General features: G+C 42.3%; 19 protein-coding genes. 8 read left to right on the top strand and 11 right to left on the bottom strand.

Annotation, left to right across the window (positions count from 1 at the left end; all coding sequences use genetic code 11):
- Positions 1 to 183: 183 nt before the first annotated feature.
- A complete protein-coding gene (locus ABWV45_RS11785) occupies positions 184 to 942 on the top strand; it encodes an SDR family oxidoreductase (protein WP_353351876.1) in 759 nt (252 codons plus the stop codon).
- Positions 943 to 1,034: 92 nt separating this feature from the next.
- Here the strand turns inward: ABWV45_RS11785 and ABWV45_RS11780 are convergent, their stop codons facing one another.
- Positions 1,035 to 1,442 (bottom strand): PaaI family thioesterase, encoded by a 408-nt coding sequence (locus ABWV45_RS11780; RefSeq protein ID WP_353351874.1) that lies wholly within the window; start codon positions 1,440 to 1,442, stop codon positions 1,035 to 1,037.
- 285 nt (positions 1,443 to 1,727) lie between these two features.
- Here ABWV45_RS11780 and ABWV45_RS11775 point away from each other — a divergent pair, with 285 nt between their 5' ends.
- Complete coding sequence (locus ABWV45_RS11775; protein ID WP_353351872.1) at positions 1,728 to 2,216, top strand: nuclear transport factor 2 family protein; 489 nt, start codon at positions 1,728 to 1,730, stop codon at positions 2,214 to 2,216.
- 22 nt (positions 2,217 to 2,238) lie between these two features.
- Here ABWV45_RS11775 and ABWV45_RS11770 read toward each other — a convergent pair whose 3' ends face one another.
- The 7 genes from ABWV45_RS11770 to ABWV45_RS11740 form a co-directional block, all read right to left on the bottom strand.
- Positions 2,239 to 2,487 carry a cysteine-rich CWC family protein gene (locus ABWV45_RS11770; protein WP_353351870.1) on the bottom strand — a complete coding sequence of 83 codons (249 nt, stop codon included), beginning with the start codon at positions 2,485 to 2,487 and terminating at the stop codon, positions 2,239 to 2,241.
- A complete protein-coding gene (locus ABWV45_RS11765) occupies positions 2,480 to 2,929 on the bottom strand; it encodes an acyl-CoA thioesterase (RefSeq protein ID WP_353351868.1) in 450 nt (149 codons plus the stop codon). The genes ABWV45_RS11770 and ABWV45_RS11765 overlap by 8 nt, the downstream gene beginning before the upstream one ends.
- A 16-nt stretch (positions 2,930 to 2,945) precedes the next feature.
- A complete protein-coding gene (locus ABWV45_RS11760) occupies positions 2,946 to 3,266 on the bottom strand; it encodes a putative signal transducing protein (protein WP_353351866.1) in 321 nt (106 codons plus the stop codon).
- A gap of 96 nt (positions 3,267 to 3,362) precedes the next feature.
- Positions 3,363 to 5,612: a DNA topoisomerase IV subunit A gene (gene parC / locus ABWV45_RS11755; protein WP_353351864.1), complete on the bottom strand. Its 2,250-nt coding sequence runs from the start codon at positions 5,610 to 5,612 to the stop codon at positions 3,363 to 3,365.
- 459 nt (positions 5,613 to 6,071) lie between these two features.
- Positions 6,072 to 7,967: a DNA topoisomerase IV subunit B gene (gene parE, locus ABWV45_RS11750; protein ID WP_353351862.1), complete on the bottom strand. Its 1,896-nt coding sequence runs from the start codon at positions 7,965 to 7,967 to the stop codon at positions 6,072 to 6,074.
- Between the two features lie 6 nt (positions 7,968 to 7,973).
- A complete protein-coding gene (locus ABWV45_RS11745; RefSeq protein WP_353351860.1) occupies positions 7,974 to 8,600 on the bottom strand; it encodes a YqiA/YcfP family alpha/beta fold hydrolase in 627 nt (208 codons plus the stop codon).
- A 368-nt stretch (positions 8,601 to 8,968) separates the two neighbouring features.
- Positions 8,969 to 10,273 carry a TolC family outer membrane protein gene (locus tag ABWV45_RS11740; protein WP_353351858.1) on the bottom strand — a complete coding sequence of 435 codons (1,305 nt, stop codon included), beginning with the start codon at positions 10,271 to 10,273 and terminating at the stop codon, positions 8,969 to 8,971.
- Positions 10,274 to 10,414: 141 nt separating this feature from the next.
- Here ABWV45_RS11740 and ABWV45_RS11735 point away from each other — a divergent pair, with 141 nt between their 5' ends.
- From ABWV45_RS11735 to cpdA, 3 genes are all read left to right on the top strand, one after another.
- Positions 10,415 to 11,023: an NUDIX domain-containing protein gene (locus ABWV45_RS11735; RefSeq protein ID WP_353351856.1), complete on the top strand. Its 609-nt coding sequence runs from the start codon at positions 10,415 to 10,417 to the stop codon at positions 11,021 to 11,023.
- Positions 11,024 to 11,040: 17 nt separating this feature from the next.
- Positions 11,041 to 11,523: a DUF1249 domain-containing protein gene (locus ABWV45_RS11730; protein ID WP_353351854.1), complete on the top strand. Its 483-nt coding sequence runs from the start codon at positions 11,041 to 11,043 to the stop codon at positions 11,521 to 11,523.
- A gap of 69 nt (positions 11,524 to 11,592) precedes the next feature.
- Positions 11,593 to 12,375: a 3',5'-cyclic-AMP phosphodiesterase gene (cpdA, locus tag ABWV45_RS11725; protein ID WP_353351852.1), complete on the top strand. Its 783-nt coding sequence runs from the start codon at positions 11,593 to 11,595 to the stop codon at positions 12,373 to 12,375.
- Here the strand turns inward: cpdA and waaA are convergent.
- Complete coding sequence (gene waaA / locus ABWV45_RS11720) at positions 12,372 to 13,661, bottom strand: lipid IV(A) 3-deoxy-D-manno-octulosonic acid transferase (protein WP_353351850.1); 1,290 nt, start codon at positions 13,659 to 13,661, stop codon at positions 12,372 to 12,374. The two genes, cpdA and waaA, sit on opposite strands and share 4 nt — an antisense overlap.
- Positions 13,662 to 13,760: 99 nt before the next feature.
- On the opposite strand from waaA, the gene hldE reads away from it, so the two are divergent.
- The 3 genes from hldE (at position 13,761) to ABWV45_RS11705 (ending at position 18,140) form a co-directional block, all read left to right on the top strand.
- Positions 13,761 to 15,188, top strand: a complete 1,428-nt coding sequence (gene hldE, locus ABWV45_RS11715) for a bifunctional D-glycero-beta-D-manno-heptose-7-phosphate kinase/D-glycero-beta-D-manno-heptose 1-phosphate adenylyltransferase HldE (protein ID WP_353351849.1) — start codon at positions 13,761 to 13,763, stop codon at positions 15,186 to 15,188.
- A gap of 34 nt (positions 15,189 to 15,222) precedes the next feature.
- Entirely contained in the window at positions 15,223 to 16,164 is a 942-nt protein-coding gene (lpxL, locus tag ABWV45_RS11710; protein WP_353351847.1) for an LpxL/LpxP family Kdo(2)-lipid IV(A) lauroyl/palmitoleoyl acyltransferase, read from the top strand.
- Between the two features lie 80 nt (positions 16,165 to 16,244).
- Positions 16,245 to 18,140 carry an acyltransferase family protein gene (locus ABWV45_RS11705; protein ID WP_353351845.1) on the top strand — a complete coding sequence of 632 codons (1,896 nt, stop codon included), beginning with the start codon at positions 16,245 to 16,247 and terminating at the stop codon, positions 18,138 to 18,140.
- A 22-nt stretch (positions 18,141 to 18,162) separates the two neighbouring features.
- On the opposite strand, the gene ABWV45_RS11700 is transcribed toward ABWV45_RS11705, so the two are convergent.
- Together ABWV45_RS11700 and ABWV45_RS11695 are read right to left on the bottom strand one after the other, a co-directional pair.
- Entirely contained in the window at positions 18,163 to 19,020 is an 858-nt protein-coding gene (locus tag ABWV45_RS11700) for a D-amino acid aminotransferase (RefSeq protein ID WP_353351843.1), read from the bottom strand.
- Positions 19,021 to 19,057: 37 nt separating this feature from the next.
- Positions 19,058 to 19,906, bottom strand: a complete 849-nt coding sequence (locus ABWV45_RS11695) for a glutamate cyclase domain-containing protein (RefSeq protein WP_353351841.1) — start codon at positions 19,904 to 19,906, stop codon at positions 19,058 to 19,060.
- Positions 19,907 to 19,923 lie beyond the last annotated feature (17 nt).

The following is a 19,923-nucleotide window of genomic DNA, read 5'->3' as shown; positions in this document are numbered from 1 at the left end:
ACCATATTACCCTCATAATGAAATATTCTTAAAATCGGATTTATACATAACCACCTCAATGCATACCTTAACCATTACCATGTCAGCTATAGACTGAATTCATATCCAACTATGCAGAACATCTATTTCAATTTGAAAGCATTTAAGTCTAACCTACACCTACAGAGAAAATAGGATATCCCAATGTTAGAATTTGAAAACAAAGTTGCTCTAATCACAGGAGCCAGCACAGGTATTGGCAAAGCCACCGCAAAAGCCTTTGGAGCTCAAGGTGCTAAGGTTGTTGTCGCAGACGTGAATTTAGAGCTTGGCCAAGCCACAGCCAATGAAATTTCTGACAACGGTGGTGAGGCCTGCTTTATAGCCTGTGATGTAACACAAGAAGATCAAGTAATTGCTCTTGTGAAGGGCACCGTAGAAAAATATGGTCGATTAGATATTGCTTTTAACAATGCGGGTATCGAAATTGAAAACAACAAAATCGAACACTGCGAAACCAGCGTGTTTGATAAAGTAATCGACGTGAACGTAAAAGGGGTTTGGTTATGTATGAAACATCAAATTCCTGTTATGTTGGAATCCGGTAACGGCGGTTCAATTGTTAATACCGCATCAGTAGCGGGATTATTTGCAGCCCCTAAAATGGCAGCATATTCTGCAAGTAAACACGCAGTCGTAGGTTTAACTAAATCAGTAGCCGTTGAATACGGCCGTAAAGGCATTCGCGTAAATGCAGTTTGTCCAGCAGTTATTGAAACTGAAATGGTTCGCCGCTCAGCTGAAAAAGATCCAAAACGTTTTGAAATTACTAAAAGTATGCACCCAATTGGTCGAGTAGGTCAGGCTGAGGAAGTAGCTGAAGCAGTTCTATATTTATCTAGTAAAGCAACATTCACCACAGGCTTAGCATTACCTGTAGATGGTGGATTTACAGCACAATAATTTAGCTTCAGCTTGATAAAAAATCGTTTACTCTCATTGAGTAAACGGTTTTTAAGACAGCTCCAATCTCGAACTATATTCATTATCTAAAATTAGCCATCCGTCACACTAAAAACCCCACTGGATCGAGCAATCCGCTGTTCATTCACTACAAAATAACAATTAGCAAAGGACAATCTTCGCCCTACTTTTTGTATATCTGTATGCACTTCTAACCAATCACCTACTTGAGCTTTACCCACATAATCAATGGTTTGGCTTACTGTTACCACGGGTGTAGGCGGATTTGTAGAAAAAGCAACGCTATAACCCATGGCAATATCTGCAAGGGTTCCGTATATACCGCCATGAACGGTACCACGTGCATTACAATGCTTATCTTCCACTAATAAACCCACCACCAAACCTGTTTTACCTTTTTTCTGATAAATAGGGCCAATCATATCGGTAAACGGGCTGGTTCGAGCTAAAAGTTTAAAATCCTTTTTAAATGAATTCACGTATATCTCCTTAAGATATCAATACATGAAATTATAAAACCATACACATTCTATTGTTTCCAATTCTATTCATGCATTCACTATCATGCTCAGGATGAATATATATAAACACCTAAAAAATGTTAATGCATCGAATAAGGCATAGATAAAGACTCATGCCCCAAAAAATGAGCTCTCCTTGAACATTTATCCATATACAGGCCAAAAACACCAAAGTTTATTACTTTAGTTATAGGGCATAGATTTTGCTCTACAAATGAACCCCAATTAAAAAAGATTAAGATAATGAATTTGGATATTAAATTTGAAGACACTCGCTACCCTCTACCAGAATTCAGTAAAGAAGACGCCATCTTGAAAGTGCGCATCGCCGAAGATGCATGGAATAATAAAAATCCTGAAAAAATTGCCACTGCATATAGCCTTAATAGCCAATGGCGTAATCGCGATGAATTTGTGAATGGTCGAGACCAAATCATTCAATTCTTGAGTGATAAATGGAATAAAGAATTGGAGTACCGTTTAATTAAAGAACTATGGGCTTATGAAAAAAATCGCATTGCCGTACGCTATGTTTATGAATGGCACAATAAAAACGGAAACTGGTTTCGCAGTCACGGCAATGAAAACTGGGCCTTTAATGAAAAGGGGCTCATGACGGAACGTCATGCAAGTATCAATGACGTGGCCATTTTAGAAAGTGAACGTAAATTTTTATGGCCCCAAGGCCCACGACCTGCCGACCACCCAAGCTTAAGTGAATTAGGAATGTGATTTTTAGAAAAATTTAATATGTTTATGACTTTTTTGGATCAAACATATTAACAGTACCAGTTTGTGCAAAATTCTGAGCACAAGATTGGCATATACACGCCTTTCCTCTTTTAGGGATAGGCACCTGTGCTAACAGTTCGTTAGGGAATTGGATGTTTGAATCTTCACACCAGCAAGGGTTTTCGGTATCAGCTACATCTAAATTAGCACACTTATTTTGTTGCTGACACAAAGGACAAAGCAAAGGGTCAACGATTGGCTTATTAATCATTGATTACACCGGCATGGTTTACCAATGTGTCTTTGGCCCCTTGCTTCAATGTAATTTTCATATGATCTGGAATAGGTATTTTACTATGACTCTGGGCATCGACCATCACATACACTATTTCAGCTTGTGCCACAGCAGTATTAGAATGATAATTTTTAAAATTAACCTCAAATGAGAACGAGCTATTACCAACATGCTTAGCACTCACTTCACAAGCTAGTACCTCATCAAAATGTGCAGGTCCCTGCCAATTAATTGAATAACTCACCACTTGATTATCAAAACCCGCTTGCAACAAATCGTTATAATCGCCCCAAATAGCACGTATAAATTCACTAACGGCAATATCGACATAATCAGAATAGCGGCCATTAAACACCACTTTTTGCGCATCGCATTCGCTATAGCGAACCCGCAGTAAATAGGTGAATTTTTTTTGCATAAATCTCCAGTATTAACTACATGTATTGAATTAAGCTAGCGCCAATAAACGCACCAATCATCAATACAATAACATAATAAAATATTGGGTTATTCCTGTGTCGCTCTAAGCTTGAGCTCGTTATTGGCGGCTCCGCATCCCACTTCTTAATGAGTTCTTTGGCTGCATCGTAATCCCCTTCATCCACCATGACCCGAACAACCCCAGATGCTTGTATTTCGCCCACTGCCCCTTGCAAAAATTCACCGTCTACACGAGCATTTAAGTGGGCTTGTTCAAGCAGATTCACGATCATATGGGCTTCGAGTCCGTTTTCAGCTTCATATAATTTTTTCATGGTGTAATCCGTTTATATTTTTATTATTTTTTAGACTGAGTTGTGGGTTATGACCTCGCTGCGCTCAATCTAACCCACCTTACATTTGAAATATATTTACTCTTCGTCTTTACGTATTACTTCAATACTAGAAACATTTTGGAAGCCGCGCGGTAATTTATTACCACGACGACCACGTTCACCCTGATAATGCTCTAAGTCTTTAAACTTCATTTTCACATGACGTTTACCTGAGTTCACTACCAGCATATCCCCTTCTTTCATCAGTGATAAACCAATTAGGTTTTCCGTACCACCTGTGCCTAAGTTAATAATTTTATTACCCTTACCTTTAGACATCACCGGTAAATCCGCAACAGGGAAGGTTAATAAACGGCCTTCATTGCTGACGGCTACCACCCAGTCTTTTGATAAATCTTGTACTCTAATCGGTTGATGTAATTTCTTGTCTTCTGGTTTATTTAACAAGGCTTTACCGGCTTTGTTTTTCGATAACATTTCTTCAAAGGTGGTGATAAACCCATAGCCAGATTCGCTAGCTAATAGGTATTGATCTTTATTTTGACCGACCAACATAGCGCTAAGTGTTGCTCCACTTTGTAAGCTAATCGAGCCTGAAACAGGCTCGCCATAACCCCGAGCTCCCGGCAAGCCATGAATATTGATACTATAACTGCGCCCTTTGCTATCAATGAAGGCCGCTTGTTGATTGGTTTTAGCATTGGCTTGTATTAGGAATTTATCCCCCGACTTATACGCTAACGTAGGGCCGTCTATATCGTGTCCCTTGGCAGCACGAATCCAGCCTTTTTCTGAAAGTACAACTGTTACAGGGTCTGCGCCCATTAAATCAGTTTCTGATAAGGCTTGTGCTTCTTGACGTGTCACCATAGGGCTGCGGCGTTCATCACCATAGGTTTCTGCGTCTTGAGTGATTTCTTTTTTTACTAGGGTTTTCATGCGGCGCTCTGAACCTAGGGTTTTTTCTAGGCCCTCGCGTTCTTTTTGTAGTTCGTCTTGCTCGCCACGTATGCGCATTTCTTCAAGTTTGGCTAAGTGACGTAGTTTTAATTCAAGAATGGCTTCAGCTTGAATGTCTGACAAACCAAAACGTTCGATAAATACTTGCTTGGGTTTGTCTTCGGTGCGAATAATTTCAATCACTTCGTCGATATTCAAGAACGCTACTAACAAACCATCTAAAATATGTAAACGCGCCAATACTTTCTCTAAACGATGCTGCAAACGGCGGCGTACGGTTTCGGTACGGTAAGTTAGCCATTCGCTGACAATGGTACTTAGGGTTTTCACCTGAGGTAAACCATCAATGCCGATCATGTTCATATTCACACGATAGCTTTTCTCTAAATCCGTAGTAGCAAATAGGTGATTCATTAGTTGATTCACATCTACGCGATTCGATTTAGGTGTAATAACTAAGCGGGTTGGATTCTCGTGATCAGACTCATCACGCAAATCGGTTACCATAGGCAGTTTTTTCTTCTGCATTTGATCGGCAATTTGTTCTAATACCTTATTGCCTGAACATTGGTGTGGTAGATCGGTGATCACAATATCACCGTCTTCCATGGTGTATACCGCACGCATTTTTACGCTACCACGTCCGGTTTCATACATTTTTTGCATGTCGGCTTTTGGCGTGATGATCTCAGCATTGGTAGGGAAGTCTGGCCCGGGCACAAACTGAATGAGTTCTTGCGTGGTGGCTTTTGGGTTATCTAACACATGAATACACGCATTAGCCACTTCACGTAAGTTATGTGGCGGAATATCCGTAGCCATGCCTACAGCAATACCCGTGGTGCCGTTTAATAAAATATTGGGTAAGCGGGCAGGTAACGTCACCGGCTCATCTAAAGAGCCATCAAAGTTTGGCTGCCAATCAACCGTGCCTTGCCCCAATTCACTTAATAAAACATCTGCGTATTTGGTTAACTTACTTTCGGTATAACGCATAGCTGCGAACGATTTAGGATCGTCTTGGCTACCCCAGTTACCTTGACCATCCACCAGCGGATAACGATAAGAGAAAGGCTGTGCCATAAGCACCATAGCTTCATAACAAGCACTATCACCGTGTGGGTGGAATTTACCTAATACGTCACCCACGGTACGGGCCGATTTTTTATATTTAGCACCCGCTTTTAAACCCAGTTCGCTCATGGCGTAGGTAATACGGCGCTGCACTGGTTTTAATCCGTCACCAATGTGTGGCAATGCGCGGTCCATAATTACATACATGGAATAGTTCAAGTACGCGCTTTCTGTGTAGTCTTTTAGGCTTTGACGTTCGATGCCGTCTTCGCCGATTACGATATCATTCATTTTAACTCCCAATTGGGCGGTTATCTAAAAACGCTTCTATTCATGACTTCTTTGTTAAAAATATTTTTAAAATCCTCATTTACGACTTGTAGATTCCAGTATTTAAAAAAATTTTTGCCTCGAAGACATTTCGTATAATTCGTTTTTATAACAACCTTAACCAATCAAAATTTTAATTCTTTAAAACTCAAAAAATTTTAAGTTTATAAACTTCTTTATGGATGCCCAATCAAGTCGGGCATGACATTTCTGAACGTTTCTATTCTTTCTGAATACCCAATTAACTTGAGTATGACGCTTTTAAAGCTTTTAAATCAGCGTCTCAGGTGGCACCGTTATGAGCGATGGCGATACAAGGCAAAAAATGTTTTTGACTCAGTTATTTAGTTTACTAAACGCCCTCATCAAAAACATTTTTTAACGCCGTAGCGTCAAGCGTAATAGGTGCGTTCACGCACCCTACACCTCAAGCTCAACCATGTTGCCTTTTTCTTCAAGCCAATTCTTACGATCACCTGCTCGCTTCTTACCTAGCAACATATCCATGACTTCATTGGTGCCATCACCGGGTTCAAGGGTTAACTGTACTAAGCGACGAGTATCTGGGTCCATAGTGGTTTCACGTAGTTGCAGAGGGTTCATTTCACCCAAACCTTTAAAACGTTGTACGCCCACTTTACCTTTTTTCTTTTCGGCTTTGATGCGCTCCAATACACCTTGGCGTTCAGCTTCGTCTAAGGCGTAATACACTTCTTTACCCACATCGATGCGATACAGTGGCGGCATGGCCACATACACATGACCTTGCTCCACCAGTGGACGGAAGTGACGAACAAACAATGCGCATAATAGTGTGGCAATGTGCAGCCCATCACTATCCGCATCCGCAAGAATACATACTTTTCCGTAACGTAAATTAGTTAAATCATCGGATGCAGGGTCGATACCTAGCGCTACGGAAATATCATGAATTTCTTGACTGGCAAGTACCTCACCGCTTTCCACTTCCCAGCTGTTTAGGATTTTACCGCGCAAGGGCATGATGGCTTGGTTTTCACGGTTACGGGCTTGTTTAGCTGAACCGCCTGCCGAGTCCCCTTCCACTAAAAATAATTCTGAATAACTTGGATCACTGGTAGAGCAATCCGCCAGCTTGCCGGGTAAGGCTGGACCTTGAGTAACTTTTTTACGCACGACTTTTTTCGCGCTGCGCATTCTGCGCTGAGCATTGCTGATCACCATTTCAGCAATTTGCTCACCTATAGCTGAGTGCTCATTTAGCCATAAGCTAAAACTGTCTTTAACAACACCACCAACAAACGCACTGGCTTCTCGGGAGGAAAGACGTTCTTTGGTTTGTCCTGAGAATTGAGGATCAGCCATTTTCGTACTTAGCACGTAGCTAAGTTTGTCCCACACATCATCAGGTGTGAGTTTCACACCGCGCGGCAGTAAACTACGAAATTCACAAAACTCGCGCAATGCTTCTAATAAGCCAGTACGCAGTCCATTAACATGTGTGCCCCCTTGTGCGGTGGGAATAAGGTTCACATAACTTTCCATTAACTGGTCGCCACCTTCTGGCAACCATTGCACTGCCCAATCAACCGCTTCTTTTTCACCAGCCATTGATCCAACAAACGGCTCAAGTGGCATGACTTCATAACCCTTGGTGGCATCGGTTAAGTAATCCACTAAACCGTCTTCGTAATACCATTCGCTATTATCTTCTGTATTACCGTGGTTGATGAATTCAATTTTAAGCCCTGGGCATAACACCGCTTTTGCACGCAATACATGCTTTAAACGAGTTACTGAGAATTTGTGACTATCGAAATATTTAGGGTCAGGCAAAAAACGTACTGTGGTGCCGGTATCTTTTTTCTTTTTGGTTTCGCCAATTTTCTCAAGCTCTAGAGCTTTATAACCGTCTTTAAACGCGATGCGGAATATTTCACCGCCACGACGAATAGTCACTTCAAGGGCTTGAGATAATGCGTTAACAACAGATACACCCACACCGTGTAAACCACCACTGAATTGGTAATTGTCGTTACTGAACTTACCACCTGCATGTAGCTTGGTTAGAATCAATTCCACACCGCTTACGCCGTGTTCTGGATGAATGTCCGTGGGCATGCCCCGTCCGTCATCGGTTACTGATAATGACTGATCAGCAAATAACTCTATTTTGATATAACTACAGTGACCGGCTAGGGCTTCATCCACTGAGTTATCGATGACTTCTTGGGCCAGATGGTTTGGTCGATTGGTTTCAGTGTACATGCCCGGGCGCTTACGCACTGGGTCAAGACCACTTAATACCTCGATGGATTGCGCAGTATAGTTACTCATACTTGTTTATTGCTCTTGTCGCTGAGCCACCAAATAAGGCTGGGTGGCGAAATTTAATATACTGGGTAAACGTTTAGGGTAATCCACATAGCTATGGTCACCACCGTATTCAATGATGCATGGACTATTGCGATACTTACTTATCGCCTCCATAGCATCCAATGTTTCATCATGGGTTTGCACCAATAACAAGTGATGCTCTGGCTGATGCAACAAGGGTGTATCCATTGCCTTTAATGCACCCAGATACTCTTGTGTTACGGTGAATTTTTCACCATTGTAGAAATTCTCTAGCTCCCCTAAATAATCCTGTAGCAACTCATACGGCCTAACCGCTGGGTTGATTAATACTGCTCGCCCACCAAAACGTTCTACCAAGTAGCTTGCATAATAGCCACCCAAGCTAGAGCCTATTATAAAGCAGTTTTCTGTACCTACTTCATCAACCATTTGTTCATACAGGAATTGTGCTTGATCCATGGCTTCAGTGGGATCAGCCGATAATTGAGGGATGTGTATATTCTGGGCAACGTCATGTTGTGCAAACCAGCTGAGCGTCTGCTGGGCTTTCGTGGAGCTTGGGCCACTTCGAAAGCCATGTAAATACAGGCAGCGCAGGGTGTCTGGAATCATATTGATGCGAATTCTTATTGGTTATCTGGCGCTAGCATACAAGCAGCTATGGCAAATCTGCAAGTCAGTTCCGTATACATAGAATGATATTCGCTATGCTCCCATTAATATCTGTCTATTTGCACACAGCTATGTATCACATGTTTATTAGATACATTGCTATTTATAGGCTGCTACTATGCCGTCACAGATGCAACCTTGTGTTTATCTTAGTGGAGGTGTTAATCCTATTTTCGTCTCGACGGCTTTTTTCGACATTGAATTGGGTCATTAAGCCCCTTAAAGGCTCAGGTATTATCGAGGCCTAGTGGTTTCCCTTAACGCAAAAACCCGCCGAAGCGGGTTTTGACAGATCAATCATGCAGGATTTATTTTTGTAGCCAGGCATTTATTTCGTCGATATCCGCAACCGATAACTCACCAGCTGCCTGACGGAATTTCAATAAATCCACCACGTAATCGTAGCGAGAAAACTCATAATCACGTTGCGCACTGAATACAGATAACTGAGCCTGCAGCACTTCAACAATATTACGCGTACCTACTTCGTAGCCGGTTTGTGTGGCTTCCATGGCGCTTTTAGCTGAGGTCATGGCTTGCTTTCGAGCTTTAATACGCGCTACATCCGCTTCAAGTTGACGGTATAAAGTACGGATATTCAGTGTCGCCCCTCGCTGAGCCGCTTCTAAGCTTTTTTCAGCCGCTTGACGTTGATAGTAAGCTTGTTTTTGCCCAGCCCAAGTGGCACCACCGGAGAAGATAGGAAGGCTAACCTGAACACCCACGTAAGTAGAAGTAATATCATCTTGGTCAGGGTTCATTTGGCTAAGTTGATCCGAAGAAGAATAGCGGCCCACTAAATTGACAGTTGGTAAGTGACCTGAAATTTTAGACTTATGATTACGCTGAGCCGATAACTGAGACTTTTCCGCAATTAGTACATCTAGATTTTGTCCTAAGGCTTTTTGCTCCCACGCAGTACGATCAGCCGGTACGGGTCCAACTAAGGGAATCGTCTCTTTTAACGGATTGATGCGATCGTAACGCTCGCCGGTTAATAGTGCTAACGCTTCATAGGCAATATCTAACTGGCTTTCAGCGGCGATCAGTTCAACTGTTGCACCATCGTAAACCGCTTGCGCTTCGTGTACATCGGTAATGGCAATTAAACCCACTTTAAAACGCTGTTGGGTTTGCTCTAACTGGCGCTTAACGGCAGCTTCTTGAGCTTTAGCTGATGCCAAACCCGCATTCGCACGTAGTACATTAAAATATGCTTCACTAATTCTAACCACTAAGCTTTGCTGGGCTTTGGCTAATTCTAATTGGGCACTATCACTAGCGGCTTTAGCGGCGCCATAGCCATACCAGCTTTGAGGCGCAATAATAGGCTGAACCGCTTGTAGCGTATAAGAGGTGGTATCGGTGTCGGTTTTAGGCACGGCTCCATACGCATCAATAGAAGTACTGCCAATATCCGCACTTAACGTGACCGTTGGCATAATGGCTTGACCTGCCAAGCCTTGGCTTTGACCATTAGCATTGGCCAACGCTAACTCTGCCGCTAATTGCGGATCATTTACTAGGGCTTGCTCAAAAACACTTTTAAGGTCGGCGGCCTGAGATGTTACTGTGGCGCTTAATGCAAATAAGGCAATTGCCAGTTTTTTCATGGGTGCTTCCTGTAGAAGAACAAGGTTACATGGATTCTAACCACATAATCGTCATCATGGAACCATATATTAGAAATTACTAATACAACTCATTGTTGCAAATAATCACACAACCGAGTCTTAAAAAGAAAAATTATCACTATGATCAAGCCAACGTACCAATCTACTGATGCTAAAGTGCTAAAAAAAGAGACCTGTTACCAAGGTTTCTTCCGCATGAGTAAGCTCACATTGCAGCATAAATTGTTCAACGGTCATTGGAATGAGCAATTTACCCGTGAAATATTCGAGCGCGGCAATGCTACTGCTGTTCTACTTTATGACCCAAAACTAGATGTTGTGGTACTAACCGAACAATTTCGTGCAGGCGCACTGGATGAAGCAAGTCCATGGCAATATGAAGTAGTAGCAGGCATGATTGATCAAGGCCAAACCCCAGAAGAGGTAGCCGTTAGAGAAACCTTAGAAGAAAGTGGTACCGTAATAAACGAAAGCAAGTTAATCCCTGTGTGCCGCTATTTATCAAGTTCTGGCGGCACAAACGAGGTTCTACACGTGTTTATGACGGAAATAGACAGCACCCCCATTGACGGTGTACACGGGTTAGACCATGAAAGTGAAGACATTCGCATCTGCAAAGTTTCCTCAAAAGATGCCTTTACTGCGGTAGAATCTGGGGTTATTGCCAACGCCGCCACCATTATTGCCCTGCAATGGCTAGAATTAAGATTATTAAAAGCCCAATCATAAGTGGAGCTCACCGTTAAATGGCCAAGCACTATGTGCCCGATCTCACCAATTTTGCAAAAGTGTGCGAGAGCAATTACATGCGCTTGCTCTCTTTGCTGCCTGATATGGATAAAGGCACTGGCCGTGAGTTCAGCATTACAGGAGGCATCGGGCGTAAAACTCGCATTCGCTTTGAGATCACAGAGCAGTTTCCTTACACCTTAACTATTGGTGTAGAACAGATTAGCGAGCTGGGGGATTTTCTAAAACCACCTCACATGGAGGTTCGCCTTTATCACGATGTACGCATGGCTGAAGTGGTTACATTTGACAATAACCATAAATTTAGTGGGGTTTATCATTACCCCAATCCACAAATGCGCCATCCAGATGAAAAGCACCAAATCAATCAATTTTTGGCAGATTGGCTAGAACACTGTTTACATCACGGCGAATCTAATATTGAATTAAATTTCACGCCCAAGGCCCTAAAATGTGACTCTGGCACTGGAAGTGACTAAGATAATACCAGTATAGTGCGCGCCATTATTGTATTCGTGACCTACGGAAGGGTATGGACCTTAAAAGTCATGCAAAGATTTATACAGATTACTGATTGCCACTTATTTGCCACAGACGAAGGCAAGCTGCTTGGGATGGACACTCAGGCCAGCTTACATGCGGTTATGGATAACATCCGTAAAGAACAAGCCGCTTTTGATTTTTACCTCTGCACCGGCGATTTAAGCCAAGACGGCAGCATTGAGTCCTACCAATATCTAAAAGACTTACTCGCTAACGAAGGCAAAGAGCAATTTTGGATTCCGGGTAACCACGACCAACGGGACAACATGCTCAAAGTCGTCACTGAGCAGCAAGAAATGCTCAGCGTCGTGAAAAAAGGTCCATGGCAATTAATATTACTCGATAGCCAAGTACCCGGCAGCGTATTCGGGAATTTCCATATTGATCAATTACGCCTATTAAAACGCGCATTAGAGGCCGACCCGAATAGCCATACCCTTATCACCATGCATCACCACCCCCGTCCAATGGGCTGTAAATGGCTTGATACCCAGCAAATTCGTAACAGCAATGCATTCTTCAATATTATTAATCAATTTGAAAATGTACGTGTTGTACTGTGGGGCCATGTACACCAAGACAGTGACATCATGGAAAACGGTGTGCGCTTTATTTCCACGCCATCAACCTGCGTTCAATTTACTCCAAATTCGAAAGACTTTGATGTAGACACTCAAGGCCCAGGGTATCGCTGGCTGGAATTAAAAGACGACGGTACGGTGAATACGGGAGTGTCGCGAGTCGAAGGCATTGACTTTGAAATCGATTATTCTATTAAAGGCTATTAAGCCTTTTTTATTTTTTCCTCAATCAGTTCAAACACTTTTTGTTTAGCTCCGCGGTTTTGCGCCACCACTTGTTGCGCAGCATGACCTGCGGCTTGTGCAATTTCCGGTTGTTTAAACCAAATATCTAATTGATCAACTAACCCCTCAGCACTCACCGTCTTTAAACCACCAGCCTGCTCAAGTTGCTGACATATTAAGGCAAAATTAACTTGGCTTTTACCCATCAGCACTGGAATTGAAAGCGCAGCGGGTTCCAACGGGTTGTGCCCACCATTTTCAACAAAGCTGCCCCCCATTACACACACATCACTAGCCGCTAAAAATGGCATTAACTCCCCCATACTATCTAATAAAAATACGTCTATTTCGCTTGAGGTATTGTGTAATGAGCGGCGTGCTAACATAAATTTTTGTTGTTCAATTAAATCCGCTACCCCATCAAAACGCTCAGGGTGGCGAGGTACTAATATCATCAATAGCTGGGGGTGAGTTTTCTTTAATTGTGAATAAGCATCAAGGGCAATGACATCTTCCCCATGATGAGTACTGGCTACGATCACCACTGGCCGTGTCTCACCCCAGCTTTGGCGAATGGCTTTACCTTGGGCAACTAAATCAGAAGAGATAGTTAAATCAAATTTAATACTACCGGTGACCAACATACGCTCTTCTTTCATTCCTAACCCTAAAAACCGCTGGCCATCCGTTTTGTTTTGAACCGCCAGCACATCTAATTTGTTAAGCATAGAAGAGGTTAAGCCACTGACCTTGCCGTAGCCTTTAGCGCTTTTCTCACTTAAACGCGCATTCACCAGCATAGTGTAACAGCCAATTTTATGGGCGCAGTGAATCAAATTCGGCCACAACTCGGTTTCTAAAATCACCAATAATCTAGGCTGAACCTTGTATAAAAAGCCATACAAAAACCATGGTAAATCATAAGGCAGATACACATGGAACACTTGCTTACCTATATACTGAGAAAACCTCTGGCGTACTTGTTCACTGCCAGTGGGGGTCGTGGTGGTTATTGTAATAAGCTCATCTGGAAAAGCATGCATGGTTTGCTCAATTAATGGTGCCGCAGCAATAAACTCCCCTACGCTCACCGTATGAAACCAAATTCCCCCTTGTTTACCATTAATCTTTTTCGGCCCGTTAAACACACCAAAACGCTGCCACCAGTTTTTACCATAGGCAGGCGCTTTACGTGCACGCACAAACAAACGCACAAGAATCACAGGCATTAAAAGGGTAAATATCAAGGTGTAAATTAAACGGGACATATGGCGGCTAAATTCATATCAAAGTGGATTATTCTAACACGTCTAACGGACAAGCTTGTGCTACCATAGCAGGCTTTAAAATAATGTGGTTTAAATTTCATGACTTTACGCCTGCCTAACTTTGCCAATGCCCGTGTTTTAGTGGTTGGGGATGTGATGTTAGATCGTTATTGGAGCGGCCCAACCTCACGTATTTCACCAGAAGCACCGGTTCCTGTGGTAAAAGTCAGTGAAATTGAAGATCGTGCTGGCGGTGCAGGTAACGTCGCATTAAATATAGCCAGTTTAACCGCCAATGCCCAATTAATGGGGTTAGTGGGTCGAGATGAAAACGCCCAAGTGCTCACAGACACCCTAAACCACCACAACATTAGCACTCAATTTACCGCCATTGCCAGCCACCCAACCATCACTAAACTGCGTGTATTAAGCCGCCACCAGCAACTTATTCGCTTAGACTTTGAAGAGTCGTTTGCCGATGCAGACAACCGCTCAATGCTTAACGCATTTGAACAACACGTAAGCAGTTGTGATGTGGTCATTTTAAGTGATTACGGCAAAGGCGCTTTGCATAACATTGAAGCGTTTATCGCCGTGGCCAAAGCCGCTGGCAAAGCCATCTTTATTGACCCCAAAGGCAGTGACTTTAATCGCTACAGTGGCGCCACCTTGATTACACCAAACATGAGCGAGTTTGAGCAAGTGGTTGGCCCATGCAAAGACGAAGCGGAACTACTTAGCAAAGGTTTTGAATTATTAGAAACCGTAGGGCTAGACGCCTTACTGGTGACGCGCAGTGAAAAAGGCATGACCTTATTTCAAAAAGGTGAACAGCCTGTACATCTAGCGGCCACCGCCCGTGAAGTGTATGACGTCACCGGTGCTGGCGATACCGTCATTAGTGTATTGGCTGCGGCCTATGCGGCAGGCAGCTCATTGCCAGAAGCCACTGCGTTAGCCAATACCGCTGCCGCCCTTGTGGTGGCAAAACTGGGCACCGCCACTGTCAGCCTTGCAGAGTTACGCCGTGAAGCCAAAGCCGATGAAATCGCCCATGGTGGCATCCTAGATGAAGATGCCCTACTGGACGTCATCCAAGATGCAAAAGCCCAAGGGGAAACCTTGGTCATGACCAACGGCTGCTTTGATATTTTACACCCCGGTCATGTGAGCTATTTGAAAAACGCCAAAAAACTGGGAGATCGACTCATTGTTGCAGTGAATACCGACGACTCCGTTCGCCGCTTAAAAGGAGAAGGCCGCCCCATTAACCCAACGGTTCACCGCATGGATGTGCTCGCCGGACTCGAAAGCGTGGATTATGTAGTGCCCTTTAGTGAAGACACTCCGCAACGCCTTATCGCAAAATTACTGCCAAACATATTAGTTAAAGGCGGTGATTATAAAATTGAAGACATCGCAGGGGGCAAAGAAGTCATCGCCAATGGCGGTGAAGTTCAGGTGTTAAACTTTGAAGACGGATGCAGCACCACTAATATTATTAATAGCATTAAAGCCCACAGTTAACTCGCTGCCCTAAATATACAAAACAAGACGTACCATGGCCAAAAGTAGACGCATTGTCGATCAAGATTACTCCCTATTAAAACTGGAATACTTGCACCCCAAGTATTTCGGCTATTGGCTATTGATTGGTTTTTTATATTTAGCACACTTACTGCCATTCAAGTGGCAGTGGCAAATTAGCAAGGGCCTTGGTTGGCTTGCCTTTCATTTAGCCAAAAGTCGTCGCCATGTGGCACAAGTTAATTTAGATATTTGCTTCCCGAATATGCCGCAAAACGAAAAGCGACAACTCATCAAAAACATCTTTCACGAAAGTATTCAGGGCTATTTTGATAGCGCCACCGCTTGGTTTGGTGACTATGAAAAATTTGAGCCAACTTTAGAAGTTAGAGGTCTCAAACACATGAAAAATGTGTTGGACTCTGGCCAAGGTGTGATTATGGCGGGTGGGCACTTTAGTATTCTAGATTTAGCAGGCTCCCTTGTAAGCCTAGTATTAGATGTACACCTGACCTATCGTCCGCTGGATAACAAACTGATGAACGCGGTAATGATGCGCGGCCGTGAGCGTTATGCCAAAGGCACTTACGGAAAAAAAGACGTACGTGGATTTGTGAAGTGTCTGCGTGGCGGAAATGTATTATGGTATGCGCCGGACCAAGATTACGGTCGTAGACAATCGGTGTTTGTTCCGTTTTTTGGCCAACAAGCCGCTACCGTCACAGGCTTAACCTCCCTAAGCCGTTTAGGTAATGCCCGCGTAGTGCCGTTTAGCTTTTTTAGAAAACCTAACTGCCACGAATACGTTTTAGAATTTTATCCAGCTTTAGAAAAAACCGACAACGAAGAAGCTGATGCCTTGGCTTATAACCAATGGTTAGAGAGCGTCGTAACGACATGCCCTGAGCAATATTATTGGTTGCACCGTCGCTTTAAAACCCAAGAAGATCCAAAAGAAAGAAATCCTTACCATTAAATAATCATCGTATTTAAACTACCATGATTAACAGGTTATCAAAATTTAGCCTGATTAATAAAAATATAAAGAACTCAATTATGTCTGATACATTTCGATATCGTGCCGATATAGACGGTCTTAGAGCCATCGCAGTAATACTTGTGATTATTTTTCACGCCAAATTCAGTGCTGTTAGCGGTGGATTCATTGGTGTCGATGTGTTTTTTGTAATATCTGGCTTTTTAATAACATATATTATTCATCGTGAAGTATTAAATGAGACATTCAGTTTTAAGAATTTTTACCTTAGAAGAATAAAGCGACTCATCCCTGCGCTTGTTGGCTTGCTTATTTTAACAACCATTCCCGCGTATTTATTTTTATTTCCTGATGATTTTGAAATTTATGGTCGAAATCTAATCCACTCATTTTTAAGTACCAGTAATTTTTTTCTTTGGCAGAATACCGGAGGATATTTTTCACCTAATACTGACTTTTTCCCTTTATTACACACTTGGTCACTGGCGGTTGAAGAGCAATATTATTTTATTTGGCCTGCTTTATTTTTAATCCTATACAAATTAGTTACTACGAAACATTTACCAAGCATACTTCTAATTCTATGCACTATATTAATTGCATTATCGGTTTATTTAGCCAATACCTCTGCTCACTCTGCATATTATTTAATTCCTGCAAGAGCATTTGAAATGCTAATGGGCTCTACTCTAGCTATTTATTACTCAAAACTACCAAAATTCGAGCATCGTACAAACCACATTATTTCACTAACGGGCCTATTCCTAATTCTAATACCTGCTTTTGTTATTACGAATAAAAGTGTATTTCCTGGATTTAATGCTTTTTGGCCATGCCTAGGCGCAGTGCTGTTAATTATTAGCGGTAAAAGTAACATGGGGGTTGTTAATACCATTCTTAGCCATAAAGCCATTGTATTCATCGGCTTAATATCATATTCATTATACCTATGGCACTGGCCTGTATTTGTATTTATCCAATACTTAGGTATGGATTTTGAAGGCCCCATTAGAATTATTTCAATCCTTTTAGTATTTATATTGGCGTACTTATCTTGGCGTTTTATAGAGCAGCCTATACGTCATGCCAACATACCTACCCTATCAAGTGCCATGAAAAAAATTATGCTGCCGTCATTCCTTGTACTGGCTACAATTTATGGTGTGTTAGATGGTACTAATGGTTTTCCTAATCGTTTTGAAGATTTGTCTGAATTTGATAAGAAAAGAAATTACCCAAGTACCGTTAGAAAACAATGTTTTGATGCCGACCTAATTGGCAATATTGATGATTGCTGGCTAGGTGTTAAAAAAGATAAGCTTGATGGTATGTTAATTGGTGACTCTTTTGCGAACCACAGTGCTTCTTTTATTGATGTTCTAGCACAAGATGCCAACTTGTATATACATGACTCAACATCTGGTGGCCACCCGATACTTACTCGAATGCATTCTCCTAATATGTATGACTACCCACCTAAGTATGCAAATGATCGGCTCGAATATGCATTACAGTTTGATCACATTATACTTGCAGCTAACTGGGATTTTTACGCAAATCCTAACAACCTAAATTATGAATATCTGCTAAATACAATTAAAGAAATATTAACTCATAATAAAAAAGTAAGTGTCATTATTAGCCTGCCTGCCACCACAAAAGAACACCTGCACAAACTTAAATTAGTTAAGGGTGGTGCTACACTCTTTATGAAAGACTTCGAGGCCCGTATTTTAAATACGCCCTATGAATCATCACATATTATCAATGAAATGAAGCGTAGATTCCCTAATATTAATTATATTGATTTTAAAGATGTCATGTGTGACGAGCAACACTGTCAACTATCTATAAATAATACAATCGTGTATAGAAACTCTAACCATTTCAACACAAGTGGTGCTGCGATGATTGCTCATAAATATCTAAAGAGAATAGGCAACCCTCTTAAATAAATATCGTATTATTTAATATTAACTAATACCCAGCCTTATGCTGGGTATACAAGCCCTGTGCAACCAGCCATACATCTCCAATATGACCATCACCAACGGCTTTACCATCGATTTGCACCACAGGTGCAATTTCTTTGGATGAACTGGTGATCCAAACTTCATCGGCGTTGAATACCTCGTCCATAGTAATGATTCGCTCTTCAACCTTTATGTCTGAATGTTTACGTAGAATATCCAATAACATAAAGCGGGTAATACCCGGAAGGATCTGATGATCTAATGGTGGGGTGATCACCACACCATCTTTTACGATGTACGCGTTACACGCGCCCGCTTCGGTCAGTTGGTTTTTATCATTAAACAATAAGGTTTCGTTATAACCTTGCGCATAACCAAATTGAAAATGCATCACGTTACCAAGCAGTGCTGTGGATTTAATATTACAACGCTGCCAGCGTAGATCTTGCGTGGTAGCCACTTTGTACGGTTTCACTTTTGTCTTGTCCGGCACATTGGCCGCTGGAATGTCAAACGCGTATGCGAACACGGTGGGAGCTACATTTTCTGGATAGGCATGAAAACGTTTAGTGTCCGCGCCACGGCTCACATGCAAATAAAGACCAAGATTACCCTTACCATTTTTTTCAATCAGTTGGTGGCAAACGTCACGCCATTCGTCTTGCCCCCAATCAAATTCAATACCAATGGCGTGTAAGCCATTTTTCATGCGCTCTATGTGCGGGCCAAAACCAATAAGCTGGCCACTGTATGATGGAATCACCTCATAGATGCCATCGCCAAATAAAAAACCTCGATCCATGGGGGAAATTTTGGCCTCGGCCATTGGCATATAGCGGTCATTTAAAAATACGATACTCATGTACACCTCGATGCATGAATTGCATGCCACAGACTCATTATTTAATAATAGTTTGTAATGCGTGTTTTAGCTCGATACCCACTTGAGCAGGCAAACCATCTTCAGTGAGGGTGTTTTCTCTTGTCACCCCGTCTACGCTGCCGTGTTCAGATAAATACTTAAGTATCAACATAGCATCCACTTGATCAAGTAGTTGTCTACCGGTTAAATAATCAACCATGGCAATCAAACCCAATGCAGCCCAGTTTGAAACATCCGCGACCACTAGCTCATCACATTGAGTGGCGCTTGCTTGGATATCTAAAGCTTGTAAGGCTATTTGAATATTGCCCATACCAATTTCGTTACCGCCGTCGCCAATGGCAATACTTGGGCAGGTACTGTTTTTTAAAAACTCATCAAAACACGCAGCGCGTTCACTAATGTTTTCACCACGCATGTTGTAGTACTTTCCATCAATTGCTTGACCGGGGGACTCGATGGAGATAATTAACTCTGGCTTGTATTGCTGTAATGTCTTTTTAGCGTTTTGTGCGGCAGTGGATATATCACCCACTGTTATTTCATGCACTCGATAATTACGCCCTAAGGCATGACTTAACGGCGCGCAACATACAAAAATAGGCTGCGCACCCAGTATCTCACACGCTTGGTACAATGCTATCGCTCCCACAGGGCCATCTGTTTCAAACGTATCCAAAACAGGAAAGCCCGTGCCAATTAGCACAACTCCTTGCACGTTTTTTAACAATTGAGCCGCGCGCAGTATGTAGCCGGACTCTAACGCATCTTGCATGGTTTTCAGGCCACGCAAATTTTGCTCGACCAGCTTGTTTTCTATTTTTTTACTGACTGCTAACGTTTGTGACTCATTTTCTTCATGCATAACCCACCCTTGAATGA

It is taken from the genome of Oceaniserpentilla sp. 4NH20-0058 (assembly GCF_040371755.1).
Classification (GTDB): Bacteria; Pseudomonadota; Gammaproteobacteria; order Pseudomonadales; family Oceanobacteraceae; genus Bermanella.
The sequence above is the reverse complement of the archived record's forward strand: the minus strand, read 5'-3'. Positions and strand labels throughout refer to the sequence as shown.

Excerpts from the sequence above, each read along its gene's own strand:
- ABWV45_RS11785 (WP_353351876.1), top strand. The coding sequence starts at position 184 with ATGTTAGAATTTGAAAACAAAGTTGCTCTAATCACAGGAGCCAGCACA.
- ABWV45_RS11775 (WP_353351872.1), top strand. The coding sequence starts at position 1,728 with ATGAATTTGGATATTAAATTTGAAGACACTCGCTACCCTCTACCAGAA.
- ABWV45_RS11770 (WP_353351870.1), bottom strand. The coding sequence starts at position 2,487 with ATGATTAATAAGCCAATCGTTGACCCTTTGCTTTGTCCTTTGTGTCAG.
- ABWV45_RS11765 (WP_353351868.1), bottom strand. The coding sequence starts at position 2,929 with ATGCAAAAAAAATTCACCTATTTACTGCGGGTTCGCTATAGCGAATGC.
- ABWV45_RS11760 (WP_353351866.1), bottom strand. The coding sequence starts at position 3,266 with ATGAAAAAATTATATGAAGCTGAAAACGGACTCGAAGCCCATATGATC.
- parC (WP_353351864.1), bottom strand. The coding sequence starts at position 5,612 with ATGAATGATATCGTAATCGGCGAAGACGGCATCGAACGTCAAAGCCTA.
- parE (WP_353351862.1), bottom strand. The coding sequence starts at position 7,967 with ATGAGTAACTATACTGCGCAATCCATCGAGGTATTAAGTGGTCTTGAC.
- ABWV45_RS11745 (WP_353351860.1), bottom strand. The coding sequence starts at position 8,600 with ATGATTCCAGACACCCTGCGCTGCCTGTATTTACATGGCTTTCGAAGT.
- ABWV45_RS11740 (WP_353351858.1), bottom strand. The coding sequence starts at position 10,273 with ATGAAAAAACTGGCAATTGCCTTATTTGCATTAAGCGCCACAGTAACA.
- ABWV45_RS11735 (WP_353351856.1), top strand. The coding sequence starts at position 10,415 with ATGATCAAGCCAACGTACCAATCTACTGATGCTAAAGTGCTAAAAAAA.
- ABWV45_RS11730 (WP_353351854.1), top strand. The coding sequence starts at position 11,041 with ATGGCCAAGCACTATGTGCCCGATCTCACCAATTTTGCAAAAGTGTGC.
- cpdA (WP_353351852.1), top strand. The coding sequence starts at position 11,593 with ATGCAAAGATTTATACAGATTACTGATTGCCACTTATTTGCCACAGAC.
- waaA (WP_353351850.1), bottom strand. The coding sequence starts at position 13,661 with ATGTCCCGTTTAATTTACACCTTGATATTTACCCTTTTAATGCCTGTG.
- hldE (WP_353351849.1), top strand. The coding sequence starts at position 13,761 with ATGACTTTACGCCTGCCTAACTTTGCCAATGCCCGTGTTTTAGTGGTT.
- lpxL (WP_353351847.1), top strand. The coding sequence starts at position 15,223 with ATGGCCAAAAGTAGACGCATTGTCGATCAAGATTACTCCCTATTAAAA.
- ABWV45_RS11705 (WP_353351845.1), top strand. The coding sequence starts at position 16,245 with ATGTCTGATACATTTCGATATCGTGCCGATATAGACGGTCTTAGAGCC.
- ABWV45_RS11700 (WP_353351843.1), bottom strand. The coding sequence starts at position 19,020 with ATGAGTATCGTATTTTTAAATGACCGCTATATGCCAATGGCCGAGGCC.
- ABWV45_RS11695 (WP_353351841.1), bottom strand. The coding sequence starts at position 19,906 with ATGCATGAAGAAAATGAGTCACAAACGTTAGCAGTCAGTAAAAAAATA.